At 62.3% G+C, this 18,027-nt stretch carries 16 protein-coding genes and 1 tRNA gene; 7 read left to right on the forward strand and 10 right to left on the reverse strand.

Features of this window, described 5'->3' with window-relative positions; genetic code table 11:
• Nucleotides 1-147 precede the first annotated feature (147 nt).
• The 4 genes from NE850_RS28150 to NE850_RS28165 all read right to left on the reverse strand — a co-directional run bounded on the left by NE850_RS28150 (nucleotide 148) and on the right by NE850_RS28165 (nucleotide 5,534).
• Nucleotides 148-3,153, reverse strand: a complete 3,006-nt coding sequence (locus NE850_RS28150; RefSeq protein ID WP_165187092.1) for a ribonucleoside-diphosphate reductase subunit alpha — start codon at nucleotides 3,151-3,153, stop codon at nucleotides 148-150.
• Nucleotides 3,154-3,693: 540 nt separating this feature from the next.
• On the reverse strand, nucleotides 3,694-4,290 hold the full coding sequence (gene ampD / locus NE850_RS28155) for a 1,6-anhydro-N-acetylmuramyl-L-alanine amidase AmpD (protein ID WP_007180341.1): 597 nt from the start codon (nucleotides 4,288-4,290) through the stop codon (nucleotides 3,694-3,696).
• Nucleotides 4,287-4,607: a PP0621 family protein gene (locus NE850_RS28160; protein WP_007180340.1), complete on the reverse strand. Its 321-nt coding sequence runs from the start codon at nucleotides 4,605-4,607 to the stop codon at nucleotides 4,287-4,289. The genes ampD and NE850_RS28160 overlap by 4 nt, the downstream gene beginning before the upstream one ends.
• Nucleotides 4,608-4,616: 9 nt before the next feature.
• On the reverse strand, nucleotides 4,617-5,534 hold the full coding sequence (locus NE850_RS28165; RefSeq protein WP_007180339.1) for an inner membrane protein YpjD: 918 nt from the start codon (nucleotides 5,532-5,534) through the stop codon (nucleotides 4,617-4,619).
• A gap of 81 nt (nucleotides 5,535-5,615) precedes the next feature.
• On the opposite strand from NE850_RS28165, the gene ffh reads away from it, so the two are divergent.
• Entirely contained in the window at nucleotides 5,616-6,983 is a 1,368-nt protein-coding gene (ffh, locus tag NE850_RS28170) for a signal recognition particle protein (protein ID WP_007180338.1), read from the forward strand.
• A 154-nt stretch (nucleotides 6,984-7,137) separates the two neighbouring features.
• Nucleotides 7,138-7,689: a hypoxanthine-guanine phosphoribosyltransferase gene (locus tag NE850_RS28175; protein ID WP_007180337.1), complete on the forward strand. Its 552-nt coding sequence runs from the start codon at nucleotides 7,138-7,140 to the stop codon at nucleotides 7,687-7,689.
• Between the two features lie 116 nt (nucleotides 7,690-7,805).
• Here the strand turns inward: NE850_RS28175 and NE850_RS28180 are convergent, their stop codons facing one another.
• Nucleotides 7,806-8,405: a MarC family protein gene (locus NE850_RS28180; RefSeq protein ID WP_310699694.1), complete on the reverse strand. Its 600-nt coding sequence runs from the start codon at nucleotides 8,403-8,405 to the stop codon at nucleotides 7,806-7,808.
• Nucleotides 8,406-8,417: 12 nt separating this feature from the next.
• Nucleotides 8,418-10,154, reverse strand: coding sequence for a proline--tRNA ligase (locus NE850_RS28185; RefSeq protein WP_007180335.1), 1,737 nt, complete (start codon nucleotides 10,152-10,154; stop codon nucleotides 8,418-8,420).
• Nucleotides 10,155-10,459: 305 nt separating this feature from the next.
• Here NE850_RS28185 and NE850_RS28190 point away from each other — a divergent pair, with 305 nt between their 5' ends.
• Both NE850_RS28190 and NE850_RS28195 read left to right on the forward strand, forming a co-directional pair.
• Entirely contained in the window at nucleotides 10,460-11,209 is a 750-nt protein-coding gene (locus tag NE850_RS28190) for an RNA pyrophosphohydrolase (RefSeq protein WP_007180334.1), read from the forward strand.
• Nucleotides 11,210-11,286: 77 nt separating this feature from the next.
• Nucleotides 11,287-11,844 carry a CNP1-like family protein gene (locus NE850_RS28195; protein ID WP_007180333.1) on the forward strand — a complete coding sequence of 186 codons (558 nt, stop codon included), beginning with the start codon at nucleotides 11,287-11,289 and terminating at the stop codon, nucleotides 11,842-11,844.
• 136 nt (nucleotides 11,845-11,980) lie between these two features.
• Here NE850_RS28195 and proB read toward each other — a convergent pair whose 3' ends face one another.
• From proB to rplU, 4 genes are all read right to left on the reverse strand, one after another.
• On the reverse strand, nucleotides 11,981-13,099 hold the full coding sequence (gene proB, locus NE850_RS28200) for a glutamate 5-kinase (protein ID WP_007180332.1): 1,119 nt from the start codon (nucleotides 13,097-13,099) through the stop codon (nucleotides 11,981-11,983).
• A 69-nt stretch (nucleotides 13,100-13,168) separates the two neighbouring features.
• On the reverse strand, nucleotides 13,169-14,290 hold the full coding sequence (gene cgtA, locus NE850_RS28205) for an Obg family GTPase CgtA (RefSeq protein ID WP_007180331.1): 1,122 nt from the start codon (nucleotides 14,288-14,290) through the stop codon (nucleotides 13,169-13,171).
• Between the two features lie 236 nt (nucleotides 14,291-14,526).
• Nucleotides 14,527-14,790 carry a 50S ribosomal protein L27 gene (rpmA, locus tag NE850_RS28210; RefSeq protein ID WP_007180330.1) on the reverse strand — a complete coding sequence of 88 codons (264 nt, stop codon included), beginning with the start codon at nucleotides 14,788-14,790 and terminating at the stop codon, nucleotides 14,527-14,529.
• A gap of 25 nt (nucleotides 14,791-14,815) precedes the next feature.
• Nucleotides 14,816-15,127: a 50S ribosomal protein L21 gene (gene rplU / locus NE850_RS28215; protein WP_007180329.1), complete on the reverse strand. Its 312-nt coding sequence runs from the start codon at nucleotides 15,125-15,127 to the stop codon at nucleotides 14,816-14,818.
• A 246-nt stretch (nucleotides 15,128-15,373) separates the two neighbouring features.
• Here rplU and NE850_RS28220 point away from each other — a divergent pair, with 246 nt between their 5' ends.
• The 3 genes from NE850_RS28220 to NE850_RS28230 all read left to right on the forward strand — a co-directional run bounded on the left by NE850_RS28220 (nucleotide 15,374) and on the right by NE850_RS28230 (nucleotide 17,991).
• The gene (locus tag NE850_RS28220; RefSeq protein ID WP_007180328.1) at nucleotides 15,374-16,366 is read left to right on the forward strand and encodes a polyprenyl synthetase family protein; all 993 of its coding nucleotides are present in this window, start codon (nucleotides 15,374-15,376) and stop codon (nucleotides 16,364-16,366) included.
• 49 nt (nucleotides 16,367-16,415) lie between these two features.
• Nucleotides 16,416-16,492: transfer RNA gene (locus NE850_RS28225), tRNA-Pro, on the forward strand.
• Between the two features lie 200 nt (nucleotides 16,493-16,692).
• Nucleotides 16,693-17,991 carry an HlyC/CorC family transporter gene (locus NE850_RS28230; RefSeq protein WP_007180327.1) on the forward strand — a complete coding sequence of 433 codons (1,299 nt, stop codon included), beginning with the start codon at nucleotides 16,693-16,695 and terminating at the stop codon, nucleotides 17,989-17,991.
• The last annotated feature ends 36 nt before the right edge of the window (nucleotides 17,992-18,027 follow it).

Genomic DNA, 18,027 nt, shown 5'->3' on the forward strand with positions numbered 1-18,027 from the left:
ACTTCACTCGCCGCGCCGCTCATCGACTCCATTTCCATTCACTTCTATCTGTCTTCTATCTGGTTCGCTGCTCGCTGCATGCGGGTCATTACCTACAACCCGTCAGCAAGCAGCGATCCTGCTGCCGGCTTCGTGCTTGCCTGCCTGTTACTGGCAAGCCTCGCACTCGTCGAAGCCAGGATCGCCCGGACGCATCATGCACACCGGACCATCCGCTTCCGGCGCTGCTTCAACCGCGACTGCTGGCGCGGCCGCTGCAGCCTGAAAGCCACCTGCGGCACCACCAGCCGCACCGTTGTTCGCACCGAAACCACCGGCTGCGCCACCCGCGGCACCGCCCGAACCTTCGCCGCCACCCGAGCTCACCGCATTCAGCGCGCCGTGCGCCACCGTCGATTTCTCGACGTGGGTCGCCGCCATCGTGCGGAGGTAGTACGTGGTCTTCAGGCCACGCACCCAGGCGAGCTTGTAGATCTCGTCGAGCTTCTTACCCGATGCGCCGCCCATGTAGATGTTCAGCGACTGCGCCTGGTCGATCCACTTCTGACGACGCGACGCCGCTTCGACCAGCCACTTCGGATCGACTTCGAACGCGGTGGCGTAGATCGCGCGCAGGTCGGCCGGAATACGGTCGATGCGCGAGAGCGTGCCGTCGAAGTACTTCAGGTCGGCGACCATCACTTCGTCCCACAGGCCGCGTGCCTTCAGGTCGCGCACCAGGTAGTCGTTGACCACCGTGAATTCGCCCGACAGATTCGACTTCACATACAGGTTCTGGAAGGTCGGTTCGATACAGGCCGACACGCCGATGATGTTCGAGATCGTCGCCGTCGGCGCGATCGCGACGCAGTTCGAGTTGCGCATGCCGTAGGTGGCGATGCGCGAACGCAACTCGGTCCAGTCCATCGACTCGCTCGAATCGACTTCCACATAACCGCCGCGTGCTTCGGCGAGCAGCTTCACCGAGTCTTGCGGGAGGATGCCGCGATCCCACAGCGAGCCACGGTAGCTGGAGTAACGGCCGCGCTCCTGCGCCAGTTCCGTCGACGCGTAGTAAGCGTAGTAACAGACCGCTTCCATCGACGTGTCGGCGAACTTGACCGCTTCTTCCGACGCGTACGGCGTGCGCAGCAGGTGCAGGCAGTCCTGGAAGCCCATGATGCCCATGCCGACCGGACGGTGCTTCAGGTTCGAGTTACGCGCCTTGGCGACCGCGTAGTAGTTGATGTCGATCACGTTGTCGAGCATGCGCATCGCCACGCTGACGGTGCGCTTGAGCTTGTCGTGGTCGAGCACGAGCGTGCCGTCGGCCTGTTCCTTCAGGTGAGCGACGAGGTTCACGGAGCCCAGGTTGCAGACGGCGATTTCAGCGTCGCTCGTGTTCAGCGTGATTTCCGTGCACAGGTTCGACGAGTGGACGACGCCGACGTGCTGTTGCGGCGAGCGCACATTGCACGGATCCTTAAACGTGATCCACGGGTGGCCGGTTTCGAACAGCATGCCCAGCATCTTGCGCCACAGTTGCGCCGCGGGGATCTTCTTGAACAGCTTGATCTCGCCGCGCGCGACCTTGTCTTCGTAAGCCGTGTAAGCCGTTTCGAACTCGGCGCCGAACTTGTCGTGCAGGTCCGGGCAGGTGGACGGCGAGAACAGCGTCCAGTCGCCGCCTTCCATCACGCGCTTCATGAACAGGTCGGGAATCCAGTTCGCCGTGTTCATGTCGTGGGTACGTCGGCGGTCGTCGCCGGTGTTCTTGCGCAGTTCGAGGAATTCCTCGATGTCCAGGTGCCACGTTTCCAGGTACGCGCACACCGCGCCCTTGCGCTTGCCGCCCTGGTTCACGGCGACCGCCGTGTCGTTCACCACTTTCAGGAACGGCACCACGCCTTGCGACTTGCCGTTGGTGCCCTTGATGTGCGAACCGAGCGCACGCACGCGCGTCCAGTCGTTGCCCAGACCACCGGCGAACTTCGACAGCAGCGCGTTTTCCTTCAGCGCTTCGTAGATGCCGTCGAGGTCGTCGTCGACCGTGGTCAGGTAGCACGACGACAGTTGCGAGCGGCGGGTGCCCGAGTTGAACAAAGTGGGCGTGGACGACATGAAGTCGAAGGTCGACAGCACGTTGTAAAACTCGATCGCGCGCGCTTCACGGTCGATCTCGTTCAGCGACAGGCCCATCGCGACACGCATAAAGAATGCCTGCGGCATTTCGATGCGCACGCCGTCGTGATGCAGGAAGTAGCGGTCGTACAACGTTTGCAGACCGAGGTAGCCGAATTGCAGGTCGCGGTTGTTGTCGAGCGCGGCGCCGAGACGCTTCAGGTCAAACTGCAGCAGCTTGTCGTCGAGCAGTTCGGCTTGCACGCCGCGCTTGATGAACTGCGGGAAGTATTCCGCGTAGCGCTCGCCCATTTCCGTTTGCGTGACTTCCTCTTCGAGGATCTCGCGACGAATGGTGTGCAGCAGGATGCGCGCGGTGACCTGGCTATAAGCCGGATCCTTTTCGATCATCGTGCGGGCAGCCAGGATCGCCGAATCGTAGACCTGGCTCATCGGCACGCCGTCGTACAGATTCTTGACCGTTTCCGCGATGATCGGATCGGCGCTCACCGCGTCGCCCAGGTTCGAGCAAGCCAGTTCGATGATGCCGCGCAGCGCGGCCATGTCCAGCGGACGCGTGACGCCGTTGTCGGTCACGTTCAGACCCGGCGTGTTCGCCACGATCTGATCGTCATGACCGCGAGCCTGGGTGCGCTTCTCGCGATACAGCACGTACGCACGCGCGACGTTGTGCTCGCCGCCGCGCATCAGCGCGAGTTCCACCTGATCCTGAATGTCTTCGATATGGAACGTACCGCCGTTCGGGCGGCTGCGCACGAGCGCGCGCACCACGTTCTGCGTGAGTTGCTCGACCAGTTCGCGCACGCGCGCCGACGCGGCGCCTTGACCACCGTTGACGGCCAGAAATGCCTTCGTCACGGCGATGGCGATTTTCGACGGTTCGAACGACACGACACTGCCGTTACGACGGATCACCTTGTAGTCGGCGAAGGTCGCTTGCGGCGCGAGCGCTTGTGCGCCTTGTGCCTGGCCAAAGGCCTGGCCAGTCGGTGAGCCCTCATACCGGGTCGTCACGTTGTCGGTGGTTTGCATGTGCAAAGCTCCTGGTCCTGGAAATGTTGCGGGAAGATCCGCGGATTAAAACGACCGCTGCGCCGGCGCGTGCGCAAGCGATGGGGTGCAGGAAAAAGGCCGGCTGAGCCGGGTGGCGGGATGCGACAGCGATGAAGCCTGATTCGAATTGATAACGGTCTTCACGGTGTGTGTCGCGATCACTGGCTAAGCCCTTTTCCTGAAGGTTTTCTGGATGCCGCCGGTGGTCTCGCCGGCCGCGCCACAGGAATTTTTTCTCTGCCTGGAATGCTTGCGGCGCCGTGCTCGGGAGCGGGGCGCCGCTGACTTATTCACCCAGTTGTGCACCAGGTTATTCACATGGTTATGCACAGTACAACACAAGATATAGTGCACAACGGGTTTTGTGGCACCAAGTATAGTGGAGATTCGAGACAGGTCAAATCGTTTTATTTTGTTTCGAAAGGGTTGACAACGCATCGCGCGGCGCGAAGCCGACTCCCCGGAGAACAAGGCAGCGCCTTGTTCTCCTCGCATCACGCGAAGTCGCACGAAGGGCCGTTACCGCGTTTTGGAAAACTTGAGATAGGGGAAATACTGAGCGGCGAGCGAGGTGTCGCGCTGCAGACGCTGCCAGTCGAAATGCGGCCCCGGATCGGTCTTGCGACCGGGGGCGATGTCCGAGTGACCGGCAAGCGCCTCGACCGGATAGCGCGCCTTCAGCGCGTTCACCAGGGCGCCGAGCGTGCGGTATTGCGCCGCTTCGAAAGGCGTGGTGTCGCTGCCTTCCAACTCGATACCGATCGAGAAATCATTGCAACGCTGGCGGCCGAAAAAATTCGACGGCCCGGCGTGCCACGCGCGTTCGTTGCACGACACGAATTGCTCGAGCGCGCCGTCGCGATGAATCACGAAATGCGCCGACACCCGCACGCCGCGCAGGTGCGAGTCATAGTACGGGTGAGCGTCGCAATCGAGCGTGTTGAGGAACAGTTCGGCGATTGCGGTGCCGCCGAATTCGTTGGGCGGCAGGCTGATGTTGTGGACGACGATCAGCGTCGGCTCGGCCCCGTCGGGCCGCGCTTCGAAATTCGGCGATGGCAGTTTGCGTGCGGCGGCGACCCAACCGTCGGCGTCGACGGTGAACTCGACGCTCATCGAGCGTCGCGGCCCGTGGGTCGCGCGCCGTGACGCTGCGCGTGCGCGGCGCAGCAGAACGGCTGCCCCGCCACCACCACGGAATCGCTCTTCGGCGCGTGCACGCCGCATTCGACACAACGGATCATCGGCTCGGCGAGTTGCGCCGGCGCGGAAGCGCGCGCGCCGCCGTTCGGACCATTCGGGCCTTTTGCACCCGCGGCGCCATTGGCGCCGGTACCGTTGCGCTGGGACGCCTGCGCGTCATGACGACGCAGCGCCTTCACCAGCCACTGGCCGACGATGAACAACAGGATCAACAGAAATATTTGTCGCATGGGACACGCTCACACTACAGCACGGTGCAACAGCACCTCGAAAACAAAACGGCTGCCGACGTACGCCAGCAACAGCGCGACGAACGACGCCAGCACCCAGCGCAATGCCGCACGGCCGCGCCAGCCGGAAACCTTGCGCGCGGTCAGCAGCGCGCCGAACATCACCCAGGAAAGAATCGCGAACACGGTCTTGTGATCGAGTTGCAACGCACGGTCGACCAATTGCTCGCTGAACAGGATGCCCGACACCAGCGTGAGCGTCAGCAGGACGAAACCCGCGCCGATCAGACGGAACAGCAGCTTCTCCAGCGTGAGGAGCGGCGGCAGCGTATCGAGCCAGCTCGACAACCAGCCGTTGCCCGCCGCGGCCGCATGCCGCTGGGCGACGCCGCCGCGCATGGCGTGCAGACGCCGCTCGACCAGCAGCATCAGAACCGCATGCAGCGCCGCGATCGCAAACAGACCATACGCGATGTTGGCGATCAGGAAGTGCAGCTTGAACATTGGCGCGGCGGAATACGGCAGCACGCGCACGCCGTTGAACGCAAGCGGCAACAGCGAGGCGACGCACGCGAGCGGCAGAACCAGCAGGCGCAAACCGTCGAGCGGAAAGAAAAAACTCTCGATCCAGTAGATGCCGGCGCCCAGCCAGAACATAGCCGACAGCGCGAACGCGAAACCGAACACCATCGCGTTCTGGGGAAAGATGGTGGTATGCAGCAGCACGCCGTGAGCGAGCAGCGCCACGAACAGCAGCGCGCGGCCCGACGTGCTCATGCCCGAAGCGGCCGAACCGCCCGCGGCGGCCGGCACTGGCGGCACGCTTTCGAGCATGGGGCGCACGGCGGCGTGCCGGTGCGAGCGCCAGCCGGCCACGGCTAAACCGCCGTAGAGGAGCGCAGTGAGGGCATACAGTACAATATCCATATTCGAAGTTTACACTAGGCCCCTGCTCCGCGACGTCTCCTGCATCGCGCCCCGCTCCGGCCGCACTGTTCATCGCTCCCCATGCTCGACAATCTGACTCAACGGATGGCGCGCGTCGTCAAGACGCTGCGCGGCGAAGCCCGGCTCACCGAGGCGAACACCCAGGAAATGCTGCGCGAGGTGCGTCTCGCGCTGCTCGAGGCCGACGTGGCGCTGCCCGTCGTGCGCGAGTTCATCGCCAAGGTGAAGGAAAAGGCGCTCGGCGAGGAAGTCATCAGCAGCCTGTCGCCGGGCCAGGCGCTCGTTGGCGTGGTGCAGCGCGAACTGACCGCGATCATCGGCGGCGACTACGAAGGCAAGGCGGTCGAACTCAACCTCGCCGTCACGCCGCCGGCCGTCATCCTGATGGCGGGCCTGCAAGGCGCCGGTAAAACGACCACCGTCGGCAAGCTCGCCAAGCTGCTGCGCGAAAAGTACAAGAAGAAAGTACTGACCGTTTCGTGCGACGTCTACCGCCCTGCCGCTATCGCGCAGTTGAAGACGGTGACCGAGCAGGTCGGCGCGGATTTCTTCCCGTCCGAACCGGACCAGAAACCGGTCGACATCGCGCGCGCCGCCGTGGATTGGGCCAAGCGCCACTATCACGACGTGCTGCTGGTCGACACGGCCGGCCGTCTCGGCATCGACGAAGCGATGATGAAGGAAATCACCGCGCTGCACACCGAGCTGAAACCGGCGGAAACGCTGTTCGTGGTTGACGCGATGCTCGGCCAGGACGCGGTGAACACCGCCAAGGCCTTTAGCGACGCACTGCCGCTCACCGGCGTGGTCCTCACCAAGCTCGACGGCGACTCGCGCGGCGGCGCGGCGCTCTCCGTGCGCCATGTCACGGGCAAGCCGATCAAGTTCGTCGGCGTCGCGGAAAAGCTCGACGGCCTCGAAGTCTTCCACCCGGATCGCATGGCGAACCGGATTCTCGGCATGGGCGACATTCTTGCCCTCGTCGAAGAAGCGCAGCGCGGTGTGGACGTTCAGGCGGCGCAGAAACTCGCCGACAAGGTCAAGAAAGGCGGCGACTTCGATCTGAACGATTTCCGCGCACAGCTGACGCAAATGAAGGGCATGGGCGGCCTGTCGTCGCTGATGGACAAATTGCCCGCGCAATTCCAGCAGGCCGCCGCCGGCGCCGACATGGGCCAGGCCGAAAAGCAGATGCGCCGCATGGAAGGCATCATCAATTCCATGACGCCGCTGGAACGCGCGAAGCCCGACCTGATCAAGGCCACGCGCAAGCGCCGCATTGCCGCGGGCGCGGGCGTGCAGGTCCAGGAAGTCAACCGCATGCTGAATCAGTACGACCAGATGCGCACCATGATGAAAAAGCTCAAGGGCGGCAATCTGCAGAAGATGATGCGCGGCATGAAGGGCATGTTGCCTGGCATGCGCTAAGCTTTAGCAAGACAGTGGCGTGCGTTCCGCGCATGAACCACGGAACGCGACCCTGACTCCGCGCGGCTGACTTCAGCTTTGTGCGGGTTTATTCTGTACCGCGCACCGCCGTCCTCACTCACACTATGTATACAGTCACCGCCCGTCAGACGTCATGAACCGCGAAGAAGCTCTCCACATTTTTAGCCACTCCGAAGAAATCGTTTCGGCCGACGACGTCAACGCGTCGATCAGCGGCATGGCGGCCGCCATCCGCGACGAGATGAGCGAGGACTTCCCGCTCGTGCTGTCGGTCATGGGCGGCGCGGCGGTCTTCACCGGCATGCTGTTGCCGCACCTCGATTTCCCGCTCGAGTTCGACTACATCCATCTGACCCGCTACCGCAACACCACCAAAGGCGGCAACGAGATGCAATGGCGCGTGGCGCCGGCGGAGTCGGTGAAGGATCGCGTCGTGCTGGTGCTCGACGATATTCTCGACGAAGGCGAGACGATGGCCGCGATCCGCGACCGCATTCTCGCGATGGGCGCGAAGCGCTTCCTGAGCGCGGTGCTGTGCGAAAAGATCATTCCGAAGGCCAAGCCGCTGCGCCCGGATTACTGCGGGTTCGAAGTGCCGGACCGTTATGTGTTCGGCTGCGGCATGGATGCGAAGGGTTACTGGCGTAACCTGCCCACGATTCGCGCGCTGACTGAAGGCGCTTGAGGCTTCTTTGAAGCGGCCGCCAGCGGGCGGTGAATCGACACGGAAAAGCGGCCCACGACGGGCCGCTTTTCTTTGCGCTGTACTTTGTGGGGCTCAGCGCCCCGGCGGTTACCGCATCACAGTTGATGCACGAACGACCGGATACCGCCAAGCATCATCTCGACCGAAATCGCCACCAGCACGAGACCCATCAACCGTTCGAAGGCCATCATGGCACGCTCGCCGAGCCACGCCTGAATGCGTTCCGCCAGCATCAGCACGACCGCACAGACGATCATCGTGACGGTCAGCGCGGCGATCCACTCGAACATCTTGCCAGGCGCCTGCGACGTCAGCAGCATCACGGTAGCCAACGCGGACGGTCCCGCCAACGCCGGAATGGCGAGCGGCACGATCAACGGTTCGCCGCCGCGCGTGTCGCCGCCGAATGGACCGTCCGAGTGCGGAAACACCATCCTCAGCGCGATGAGAAACAGCACGATCCCGCCGCCAATGCGCAGCGACTGATCGGTCAGGCTCATCATGCGCAGAAAGCCGTCGCCGACCACCATGAAGATCAGCAGGATCGCGAAGGCGATCGCCACCTCGCGGAGAATGACGATCGTGCGCCGCTTCGGCGACACACCGCGCAGACAGCTGATGAAGAGCGGAATGTTGCCGAGCGGGTCGGTGATCAGAATCAGCAGGATGGTCGCGGACAGGAAGGTGTACTCCACCGTCCGCTCCGCTTAGCGGGCCAACGCTGCGCGAACCTTGCCGATCACCGTTTGCGCGGCGTCTTCGACCGGCAGCAGCGTCGCCTCAGCGTCGCGGCGGCCCTGATATTCGAGCTTGCCGTCCTTGAGGCCACGGTCGCCGATTACGAGGCGATGCGGCACACCGATCAGTTCCCAGTCGGCGAACATGACGCCGGGGCGCTCGCCGCGGTCGTCGAGGATCACGTCGATGCCCGCCTCGACGAGCGTTGCGTACAGCTTGTCGGCCGCCTCGCGCACGGCTTCGCTGCGGTCATAACCCATCGGGCACAGCACGACTTCGAACGGCGCGATCGATTCCGGCCAGATGATGCCTCTATCGTCGAAATTCTGTTCGATCGCGGCGCCCAGGATACGCGTGACGCCGATACCGTAGCAGCCCATTTCCATCGGGCGCGGCTTGCCGGTTTCGTCGAGGCAGGTCGCGTTCATGGCTTCGGAATACTTGGTGCCGAGCTGGAACACGTGGCCCACTTCGATACCGCGGCAGATGTCGATCACACCCTTGCCGTCCGGCGACGGATCGCCCTTCTTCACGTTGCGAATGTCGGCGACGACCGGTTCCGGCAGATCGCGGCCCCAGTTCACGCCGGTGGTGTGGTAATCCACCTCGTTCGAGCCGACCACGAAGTCGCTCATGTTCGCGACCGTGCGATCCGCCACGACCTTGACCGGCTTCTTCGTGTTGAGCGGGCCGAGGTAGCCCGGCGGCGTGCCGAAGGTTTCGATGATTTCAGCCTCGGTCGCCATACGGAAATCGGCCAGACCCGGCAGCTTGCTCGCCTTGATCTCGTTCAGATCGTGGTCGCCGCGTAGCATCAGCAGCCAGATAGTCGGCTCGGCGCCTTCGTTCTCGGTTGCGAGAATGATCGACTTGATGGTGCGCTCAAGCGGAATGTTCAGCAGCTCGGCCACGGCCTCGCACTTTGCCTTGCCGGGCGTGGCGGTCTTCTTCATTTCCTCGGCGGGCGCCGCGCGTTCCGCGTGGAGCGGCAGCGCTTCAGCCGCCTCGACGTTCGCCGCGAAGTCGGAGGTCGGGCAATAGGCAATCGCGTCTTCACCGGTCTCGGCAATCACGTGAAATTCGTGCGAGCCGCTGCCGCCGATCGAACCGTTGTCCGCCGCCACCGCGCGGAAGTCCAGACCGAGGCGCGTGAAGATGCGCACGTACGCGTCGTACATCTTGCGATACGACTCGCGCAGACCGTCCATGTCCTTGTCGAACGAGTAGGCATCTTTCATGATGAATTCGCGCCCGCGCATCACGCCGAAACGCGGACGGATCTCGTCGCGGAACTTTGTCTGGACCTGATAGAAGTTCACCGGCAACTGCCGATAGCTCTTGATCTGATTACGCGCAATATCAGTGACCACTTCTTCGTGGGTCGGTCCGATCACGAAATCGGACTGCTTGCGGTCCTTGAAGCGCAGCAGCTCGGGGCCGTACTTTTCCCAGCGGCCCGATTCCTGCCACAACTCGGCCGGCTGCACGGCCGGCATCAACAACTCGATCGCGCCTGCCCGGTTCATTTCTTCGCGCACGATGGCTTCCACCTTGCGGATCGAGCGCAGGCCGATCGGCAGGTAGTTATAGATACCGCCGGCGACGCGCCGGATCATGCCGGCACGCACCATGAGCTTGTGGCTGACGATCTCTGCGTCGGCGGGAGCTTCTTTGAGGGTACCGATAAAGAAACGGGAAGCTTTCATTCAGATTATCCAAAAGCGGCGGCTCCGGAGGGACCGCCCGAAAGGTGAAAACGGTGGGAAATCGACACAGATCCGGCTCTGAGCCGGCACGGCTCACCTGACAATGACACTGAGCGCTGGCCGCCCGCGGCGCCCAGGCCGCCGCGCAAAGCCTTTGCACAAGGGATAAGGCACGGAAAGACTGACAGGCTACCGCAAACACGGGGCCTTTTGCGGCGAATCGTTCCAATCTGGTGCGAATCGGTGCGTCAGGTCCGTTATCTGTTTATAATCAAAGCAATTTTAAAGGATTCGAAGGTGGTTGTATGCTGGATCGTGAAGGCTTTCGCCCGAACGTCGGCATCATCCTCTTGAACGCGCACAACGAGGTGTTTTGGGGCAAACGGCTCCGTGAACATTCCTGGCAGTTTCCGCAAGGGGGCATCAAGTACGGAGAGACCCCCGTGCAAGCGATGTATCGGGAGTTACACGAAGAAACCGGGCTGCTTCCTGAGCACGTCAAGGTGATTGGTCGCACGCGCGACTGGTTGCGTTACGAGGTGCCTGACAAGTTCATCAAGCGCGAAGTACGCGGTCATTACCGCGGCCAGAAACAAATCTGGTTTTTGCTCCGGATGGTTGGACGCGACTGCGACATCTGCTTGCGCGCCACCGACCACCCTGAGTTCGATGCGTGGCGCTGGAACGAGTACTGGGTGCCGCTCGACTGTGTGATCGAGTTCAAGCGGGATGTGTATCAGTTGGCGCTGACGGAGCTGTCCCGTTTCATGCGCCGGGCTGCGCCGCGTGCGGAAAAACCTGGCGGGCATCATGGGCCGCGTTATCCCCGGATAGCGTCGTCAATGGAAAATCCGCCGGATTCCACGGTAATGACGGTGACCACCGTAACCTCGGTGACATCCGTCAGCATCGAAACATCGGTTCACGCAACGATCGCGTCCGATTGCGGTCCGGGCTCCGGGTCAACGGCCGAGGTAGGTGCCGCGCCGGAACACGAAGACGAATCGGCGCGCGAAACGGCCGGCTCGCTGTTCCGCCCGGGCGTGCGCAATTAACAACTCTGTGCGGCTGTCCACGCCGCCTCTCTCTGGCGCGGCTCGTCGAGCCGCGCCAGTGTTTCGAGGAAATCATATTGAAAGCACTTGCTCTCGTCGTGGCGTGCGTCGCCACCGGCGCCCTGCTGGCTGGCTGTTCGAGCGCCGGCAAACCTACCAATAAAGACGACAGCGCGTTCACGTATTTGCTGGACCGGCAGAGCAACTGGGTTGAGAACAAGGTGGGCACTCTGCCGCCGTTGCCACAAGACTCGAATCTGCTGCCCTTCGAAGTTTCCGGCAATACGCCGCTGCAGTTCGCGGTCGATCGCAACTCGCTCACCGTCGGCTCCGACGGCGTGGTCCGCTATACGGTGGTCGTGACGAGCGCGAGCGGCGCTCGCAACGTGAACTACGAAGGGATCCGCTGCGACACATACGAATGGCGCCTGTATGCCGGCCTCAATGCGGACCACGACGGGTGGGACACAACGGTCGCGAATGATTTCACGCGCATCGAGAACGGCACGCTGAACGCTTACCATGCCGCGCTGTATCAGGATTATCTGTGCGCGAACAAGATGCCGATGGGGAATGCAAAGACGATTCTGGAGAACATCCGCTACAAGCGCACGGCGAGTTCGTTGATCCACTGAGGTACTTTACTGAGCGCGCCTTGAATTTGAGCGCGTTTGAGTAGCAGACGAGAAAAAGCCGTTCCAGCTTCCTGCTGGAACGGCTTTTTTGTTTGCCGTGCTTGTGCGCGCGCCTGCGCCCGCGCCGATTAGTGACTCAGACCAACACCAGGTTGTCGCGGTGAATCAACTCAGGCTCCAGCATATAGCCGAGCACCGATTCGATTTCGCCACTCGGACGCCGTTGGATCAGCTTGGTTTCAGCGCTGCTGTAGTTCGTCAGGCCGCGCGCCACTTCTCGGCCCGCGGCGCTCAGACAGGCAATCACCTCACCGCGCGCAAACGCGCCCTGAACACCGACGATGCCAATGGGCAGCAGGCTCTTGCCGCCTTCAGTGAGCTTTTCGACTGCGCCGTCGTCGATCACGACATGGCCACGCACCTGCAGATGATCCGCCATCCATTGCTTGCGCGCCGCTATCCGTGCCGTGCGCGCGATCAACTGCGTGCCGATCGCCTCGCCCGATGCAAGCCGCGACAACACGTCCACTTCGCGCCCGCTCGCGATCACCGTATTCGCGCCGCTGTGAGCCGCGCGCTTAGCGGCCAGAATCTTGGTCAGCATGCCGCCGCGCCCAAGGCTCGAGCCCGCGCCGCCCGCCATTGCTTCCAGTTCTGGCGCGCCGGCATCGGCCTGCTGGACGAGGGTGGCGGCCGGATCCTTGCGCGGGTCGGCGGTAAAGAGCCCTTGCTGATCGGTGAGGATGACAAGCGCGTCCCCTTCGATCAGGTTCGCGACGAGCGCGCCCAGTGTGTCGTTGTCGCCGAATTTAATTTCGTCGGTGACGACCGTGTCGTTCTCGTTGATGATCGGCACCACGCCCAGGCGCAAAAGCGTGAGCAGCGTGGAGCGCGCATTCAGATAGCGTTCGCGGTCGGCCAGGTCCGCGTGAGTCAGCAGAATCTGCGCGGTCTGAATGGAATGCTCGGCAAAGCGGCTTTCGTAGACTTGCGCAAGACCCATTTGACCGACGGCCGCAGCCGCTTGCAGTTCGTCGATCTCGCGCGGCCGCTTGGTCCAGCCGAGCCGTTGCATCCCTTCGGCAATGGCGCCCGAACTCACGAGCACCACCTCCTTGCCTTGCGCGCGCAGGGCGGCAATCTGTCCGGCCCACCGGCCGATAGCGGCATGATCGAGGCCGCGCCCGTCATTCGTGACGAGGCTCGAACCCACTTTCACTACCAATCGCCGTGAATCTGCGATGACGGAACGCATTGTGCGCAGTCTCCAAGATGACGCGTGGTGCAGACCGGCAACCCACTCAGGCGCCGGTGCTCGAGCTTCTTATTGTTGCGGGTCGGCGCTGGAATCGTCCGCTGCAACAGGGTCTTGCGGCTTTGCACGGAAACGGACGTCGGCGGCGAGATCTTCGGCTTCGGCCGCGCGCTGTGCGTCCGAATGCGCGGCGATGTGATCGAACACCGCGTAGCAAAGATTTTCACAGCCCTGGCCGGTCAGCGCCGAGATTTCGAACACCGGACCATCCCAGCCGAAGCCTTCGATGAATGCCGAGACCCGCGCTTCACGCTCGTCTTCCGGCACCATATCCAGCTTGTTCAACACGAGCCAGCGCGGCTTTTCATACAGCAGTTCGTCGTACTTGCGCAGTTCGTTGACGATCGCCTTGGCTTCCGCGACCGGATCGACAGATTCGTCGAACGGCGCGAGGTCGACGATATGCAGCAACAAGCCCGTGCGCTGCAGATGGCGCAGGAACTGGTGACCGAGGCCCGCGCCCTCCGCCGCGCCTTCGATCAGTCCGGGAATGTCCGCGATCACGAAGCTGCGGCTCGGCCCGACACGCACCACGCCGAGATTCGGCGCGAGCGTGGTGAACGGGTAATCGGCGATCTTCGGCCTTGCGTTCGACACCGACGCGATAAAGGTCGACTTGCCCGCGTTCGGCATGCCGAGCAGACCGACGTCCGCCAGCACCTTCAGCTCGAGGCGCACCATGCGGCGCTCGCCCGGCTTGCCGTCGGTCTTCTGACGAGGCGCGCGGTTCGTACTGGATTTGAAATGCAGGTTACCGAGACCGCCCGCACCGCCCTGAGCGATCTGCACGCTCTGGTTGTGCTCGGTCAGATCGGCGATCAGCTCGCCGGTCTCCATGTCGGTGATCGTGGTGCCCACCGGCATGCGCAGCGTGATGTCGTCGCCGCCCTTGCCGTAGCAGTCCGCGCCGCGGCCGTTTTCGCCGTTGCGCGCCAGGTGCTTCTTGGCGTAGCGGTAATCGATCAGCGTATTGATGTTGCGGTCCGCGACCGCGATCACGCTGCCGCCCCGGCCGCCGTCCCCGCCATCCGGGCCGCCGAACGGAACGAATTTCTCGCGGCGCATCGACGCGCTGCCATCCCCTCCGTCGCCGGCGATGACTTCAATCCTCGCTTCGTCAATGAACTTCATGCGTAACTCCGTCCCGTGGTGTGCTGCCAGATAGTGCTGCTAGATTGGGTTGCTACTGGATGATGCTATTTTGCCGCGCCCGGCGCGTGCTGATCAATCGACCGAACAGCATAGGCGCGCGGCGTGAGCGCATGCATTCGCGCTCATTCATCCGGCAAAAAAATCCCGGAATAAAAAAAGCCCCGCTAACTTCGCGGGGCCTTTTTTCCGGTCCTGAAGCCCGTGCCTGAGTAAGCTCAGACTGCTGCCGGGACGACGTTGACCATGTGCTTCTTCGCTGCGCCCTTCGTCGAGAAATTGACGTGGCCGTCCGTCAGCGCGAACAAGGTGTGATCCTTGCCGATACCGACGTTTTCGCCCGGGTGCATACGCGTGCCGCGTTGGCGAACGATGATGCCGCCAGCGTTGATAGCCTGACCGCCGTAAACCTTCACGCCGAGGCGCTTCGATTCGGAGTCGCGGCCGTTGCGGGATGATCCGCCTGCCTTTTTGTGTGCCATTTGATTTGCTCCTTAACCGGTGCGCTTACGCGTTGATCGCGTCGATGCGCAGTTCGGTATAGTTCTGGCGGTGGCCGCCATGCTTCTGGTAGTGCTTCCGGCGACGCATCTTGAAGATGGTCACTTTTGCGTGACGACCTTGCGACACGACGGTAGCCTTGACGGAAGCCCCACTGACCAGCGGCGTACCGAACTTAATCGATTCGCCTTCGCCCACTGCGAGAACCTGGTCGAGCGTGATTTCAGCGTCAATGTCTGCCGGTATCTGTTCTACTTTAAGTTTTTCGCCGACGGCAACTTTATACTGCTTGCCACCGGTTTTTATGACCGCGTACATTGAGAACCTCACTCTGTGTTCATTTTTCCCACGCACCGCGCGCGGAAACCCGTGATTATACATAGAGTTAGCTGCTCGGTCAAAACTCGTTGAGAGCCGCCGCGCGCCGCGCGCCGCGCCCGGCGCCTTGCCGCAAAGCTGCGGCGCGCGGCTCTGCCGCAGCCCGGAACGCCCCGCGCCGCAGCCTGCGACCCGGAACTGCCGCGATTCGCCTTATAATTCGCGGCACTACCCAACTCAGCCATCATGTCGTCGACTGCCACTCCCTCCTCCAACGCCGCCAGCCTGCTCGCTCCGATCGCCGAAGACATGCAGCAGGTCAATCGCGTCATACGGCACCGTCTTGCGTCCGACGTGATGCTGATCAACCAGATTTCCGAGTACATCATCAGCGCCGGCGGCAAACGGCTGCGGCCCGCGCTGCTGTTGCTGGTGGCCGGCGCGCTGGGTGAAACCACGGGGCACCGGCATGAACTGGCGGCGGTCGTCGAATTCATCCATACGGCCACGCTGCTTCACGACGACGTGGTCGACGAATCCGACCTGCGGCGCGGCCGTCAGACGGCCAACGCGCTGTTCGGCAACGCCGCGAGCGTGCTGGTGGGCGATTTCCTGTACTCGCGCTCGTTCCAGATGATGGTCGGCGTGGGCAAGATGCGCGTCATGGAAATTCTGTCGGAGGCGACCAACATCATCTCCGAAGGCGAAGTGCTGCAGCTCCTCAACATGCACGACGCCGACGTGGACGAAGCCCGCTACATGCAGGTGATTCGCTACAAGACAGCCAAGCTGTTCGAGGCCGCGGCCCAACTCGGCGCGGTGCTGGCCGGTTCGGACGCGAAAACCGAAGCGGCGGCGGCGGAATTCGGCCGGCGCATCGGCACAGCGTTCCAGATCATGGACGACTGGCTCGACTACACGGGCACGGCCGAATCGATGGGGAAAAATGCCGGCGACGACCTTCGCGAAGGCAAACCCACGCTCCCGCTGATCTATCTGATCGAACGCGGCACGCCGGAGCAATCGGCGCTGGCACGGGAAGCAATCGAGCAAGGCGGCACGGATCGTTTCGACACCATTTTCGAGGCGATCACGCGTTCCGGCGCACTGGATCACACGCTCGAATGCGCGAAACAGGAAGCCCAGGCCGCCGCGACCGCAATTTCTTCGTTTCCGGATTCCATTTTCAAAGATAGCCTGCTAGAATTATGTTCTTACTCGACGGCAAGACAGTCTTGAACGAGACTGAAAGGCCGGGTTAGTCTGAATCGAGTCCGCAGTACAAAATCGGGGTGTAGCTTAGCCTGGTAGAGCGCTACGTTCGGGACGTAGAGGCCGGAGGTTCGAATCCTCTCACCCCGACCAGATTCGCCTTGTTAGTTCGAGGCTCAAAAAACCGCCCAGCTTGCTCGGCGGTTTTTTGTTTTGGATCACGCAAGTTGCTAGTTTCACGCGCAACGCCCTGTGCCGCTGCCGCCCGCCCTGTCTTTAGCCGCCAGCCGCGAAGGCTCTGGCAAACCCCTCTGCTATATTCTCTCCATCCTTTCCCCTATCCTTCACGACGCGTGGAACAACTTCCCTTATGGGCGCAGATCGGCGCCGTCTTTCTGCTGCTTATCTGCTCGAGTTTTTTTTCGAGCTCCGAAACGGCGATGATGGCGATCAACCGCCATCGCCTGAAACATCTCGCCAACCAGAATGCGCTCGGCGCCAAAACCACTCAGGGTCTGCTCGCGCATACCGATCAGTTGCTGAGCGTCGTGCTGATCGGCAACAACCTGTTCAATACGATCATTCCGGTGCTCACCACCTCGATCGCGCTGCACACGTTCGGCCGCAATAACCTGGTGCTGTCGATCGCGACCGGTATCGTCGCGTTTCTGATCATCGTGTTCGCGGAGATCACGCCGAAAATCGTCGGCGCAACGTTCCCGGAAAAGATCGCGCTGCCGGCCAGCCTGCTGATCGCGCCGATGATGCGCGTTGCCAAACCGCTCATCTGGTTCGTCAATCTGTTTGCGAATGGCATCCTGCGCGTGCTGCATATCAATACGAAAGGCGTGCGCGATCAGCGCCTGTCCACCGAAGAGTTGCGCACCATCGTGCTCGAGTCCGGCAGCTTCATGCCGACCAAGCACCGCAGCATTCTGCTGAACCTGTTCGACCTCGAAAACATTTCCGTCGACGACGTGATGATCCCGCGCCGCCGCATCGAGGCGCTCGACTTCGACGCGCCGTTCGAACAGATCCTGCATCAGTTGGAAACCTGCTATCACAACAAGCTGATCGTTTATCAAGGCGACATCGACCGGGTGCTCGGCGTGCTGCACGTACGCAAGACGCTGGCCGCCCTGCACAACCAGGAACTGGAGCGCGAGACGCTGCGCGAGTTGCTCGCCGAACCGTATTTCGTGCCGAGCGGCACGCCCGTGTTCCAGCAATTGCAATACTTCCAGGAGAGCCGTCACCGCACGGCGCTGGTTGTCAACGAATATGGCGAGTTGCAAGGCCTCGTCACGCCGGAAGACATCATCGAAGAACTGATCGGTGAATTCACCACGTCGATTCCGCGTAGCGCCAATTCGCGCGGCGGCTGGAACGACAACGGCGAATGCATCGTGGCAGGCAGCATGCCGCTGCGCGAATTGAACCGCTGGCTGCAACTCGCGCTGCCCACCGACGGGCCGAAAACGCTCAATGGCCTGATTCTCGAAATCCTCGAAGATATCCCCGACGGCGACGTGTGCGTGCAGATCGGCGAAGTCAAACTGGAAGTGATGCGTAGCGACGATCAGGCGATTCGCACCGTCAAGCTGTTCAGGCCGCCGGTGCGCGCGAAAGCCGCCAAGGTCTTGCGCAGCTAGGCGCGACACGGCACAGCATCGCATAGGCGCGCAGCG

Origin of the sequence: Paraburkholderia sp. USG1, from assembly GCF_031570135.1 — a bacterium.
GTDB lineage: Bacteria > Pseudomonadota > Gammaproteobacteria > Burkholderiales > Burkholderiaceae > Paraburkholderia > Paraburkholderia dioscoreae.

What these genes read in the sequence shown, in the direction of transcription:
- NE850_RS28150 (WP_165187092.1), bottom strand. Translation starts at nt 3,153, where the DNA reads ATGCAAACCACCGACAACGTGACGACCCGGTATGAGGGCTCACCGACT.
- ampD (WP_007180341.1), bottom strand. Translation starts at nt 4,290, where the DNA reads ATGAGCGTCGAGTTCACCGTCGACGCCGACGGTTGGGTCGCCGCCGCA.
- NE850_RS28160 (WP_007180340.1), bottom strand. Translation starts at nt 4,607, where the DNA reads ATGCGACAAATATTTCTGTTGATCCTGTTGTTCATCGTCGGCCAGTGG.
- NE850_RS28165 (WP_007180339.1), bottom strand. Translation starts at nt 5,534, where the DNA reads ATGGATATTGTACTGTATGCCCTCACTGCGCTCCTCTACGGCGGTTTA.
- ffh (WP_007180338.1), top strand. Translation starts at nt 5,616, where the DNA reads ATGCTCGACAATCTGACTCAACGGATGGCGCGCGTCGTCAAGACGCTG.
- NE850_RS28175 (WP_007180337.1), top strand. Translation starts at nt 7,138, where the DNA reads ATGAACCGCGAAGAAGCTCTCCACATTTTTAGCCACTCCGAAGAAATC.
- NE850_RS28185 (WP_007180335.1), bottom strand. Translation starts at nt 10,154, where the DNA reads ATGAAAGCTTCCCGTTTCTTTATCGGTACCCTCAAAGAAGCTCCCGCC.
- NE850_RS28190 (WP_007180334.1), top strand. Translation starts at nt 10,460, where the DNA reads ATGCTGGATCGTGAAGGCTTTCGCCCGAACGTCGGCATCATCCTCTTG.
- proB (WP_007180332.1), bottom strand. Translation starts at nt 13,099, where the DNA reads ATGCGTTCCGTCATCGCAGATTCACGGCGATTGGTAGTGAAAGTGGGT.
- cgtA (WP_007180331.1), bottom strand. Translation starts at nt 14,290, where the DNA reads ATGAAGTTCATTGACGAAGCGAGGATTGAAGTCATCGCCGGCGACGGA.
- rpmA (WP_007180330.1), bottom strand. Translation starts at nt 14,790, where the DNA reads ATGGCACACAAAAAGGCAGGCGGATCATCCCGCAACGGCCGCGACTCC.
- rplU (WP_007180329.1), bottom strand. Translation starts at nt 15,127, where the DNA reads ATGTACGCGGTCATAAAAACCGGTGGCAAGCAGTATAAAGTTGCCGTC.
- NE850_RS28220 (WP_007180328.1), top strand. Translation starts at nt 15,374, where the DNA reads ATGTCGTCGACTGCCACTCCCTCCTCCAACGCCGCCAGCCTGCTCGCT.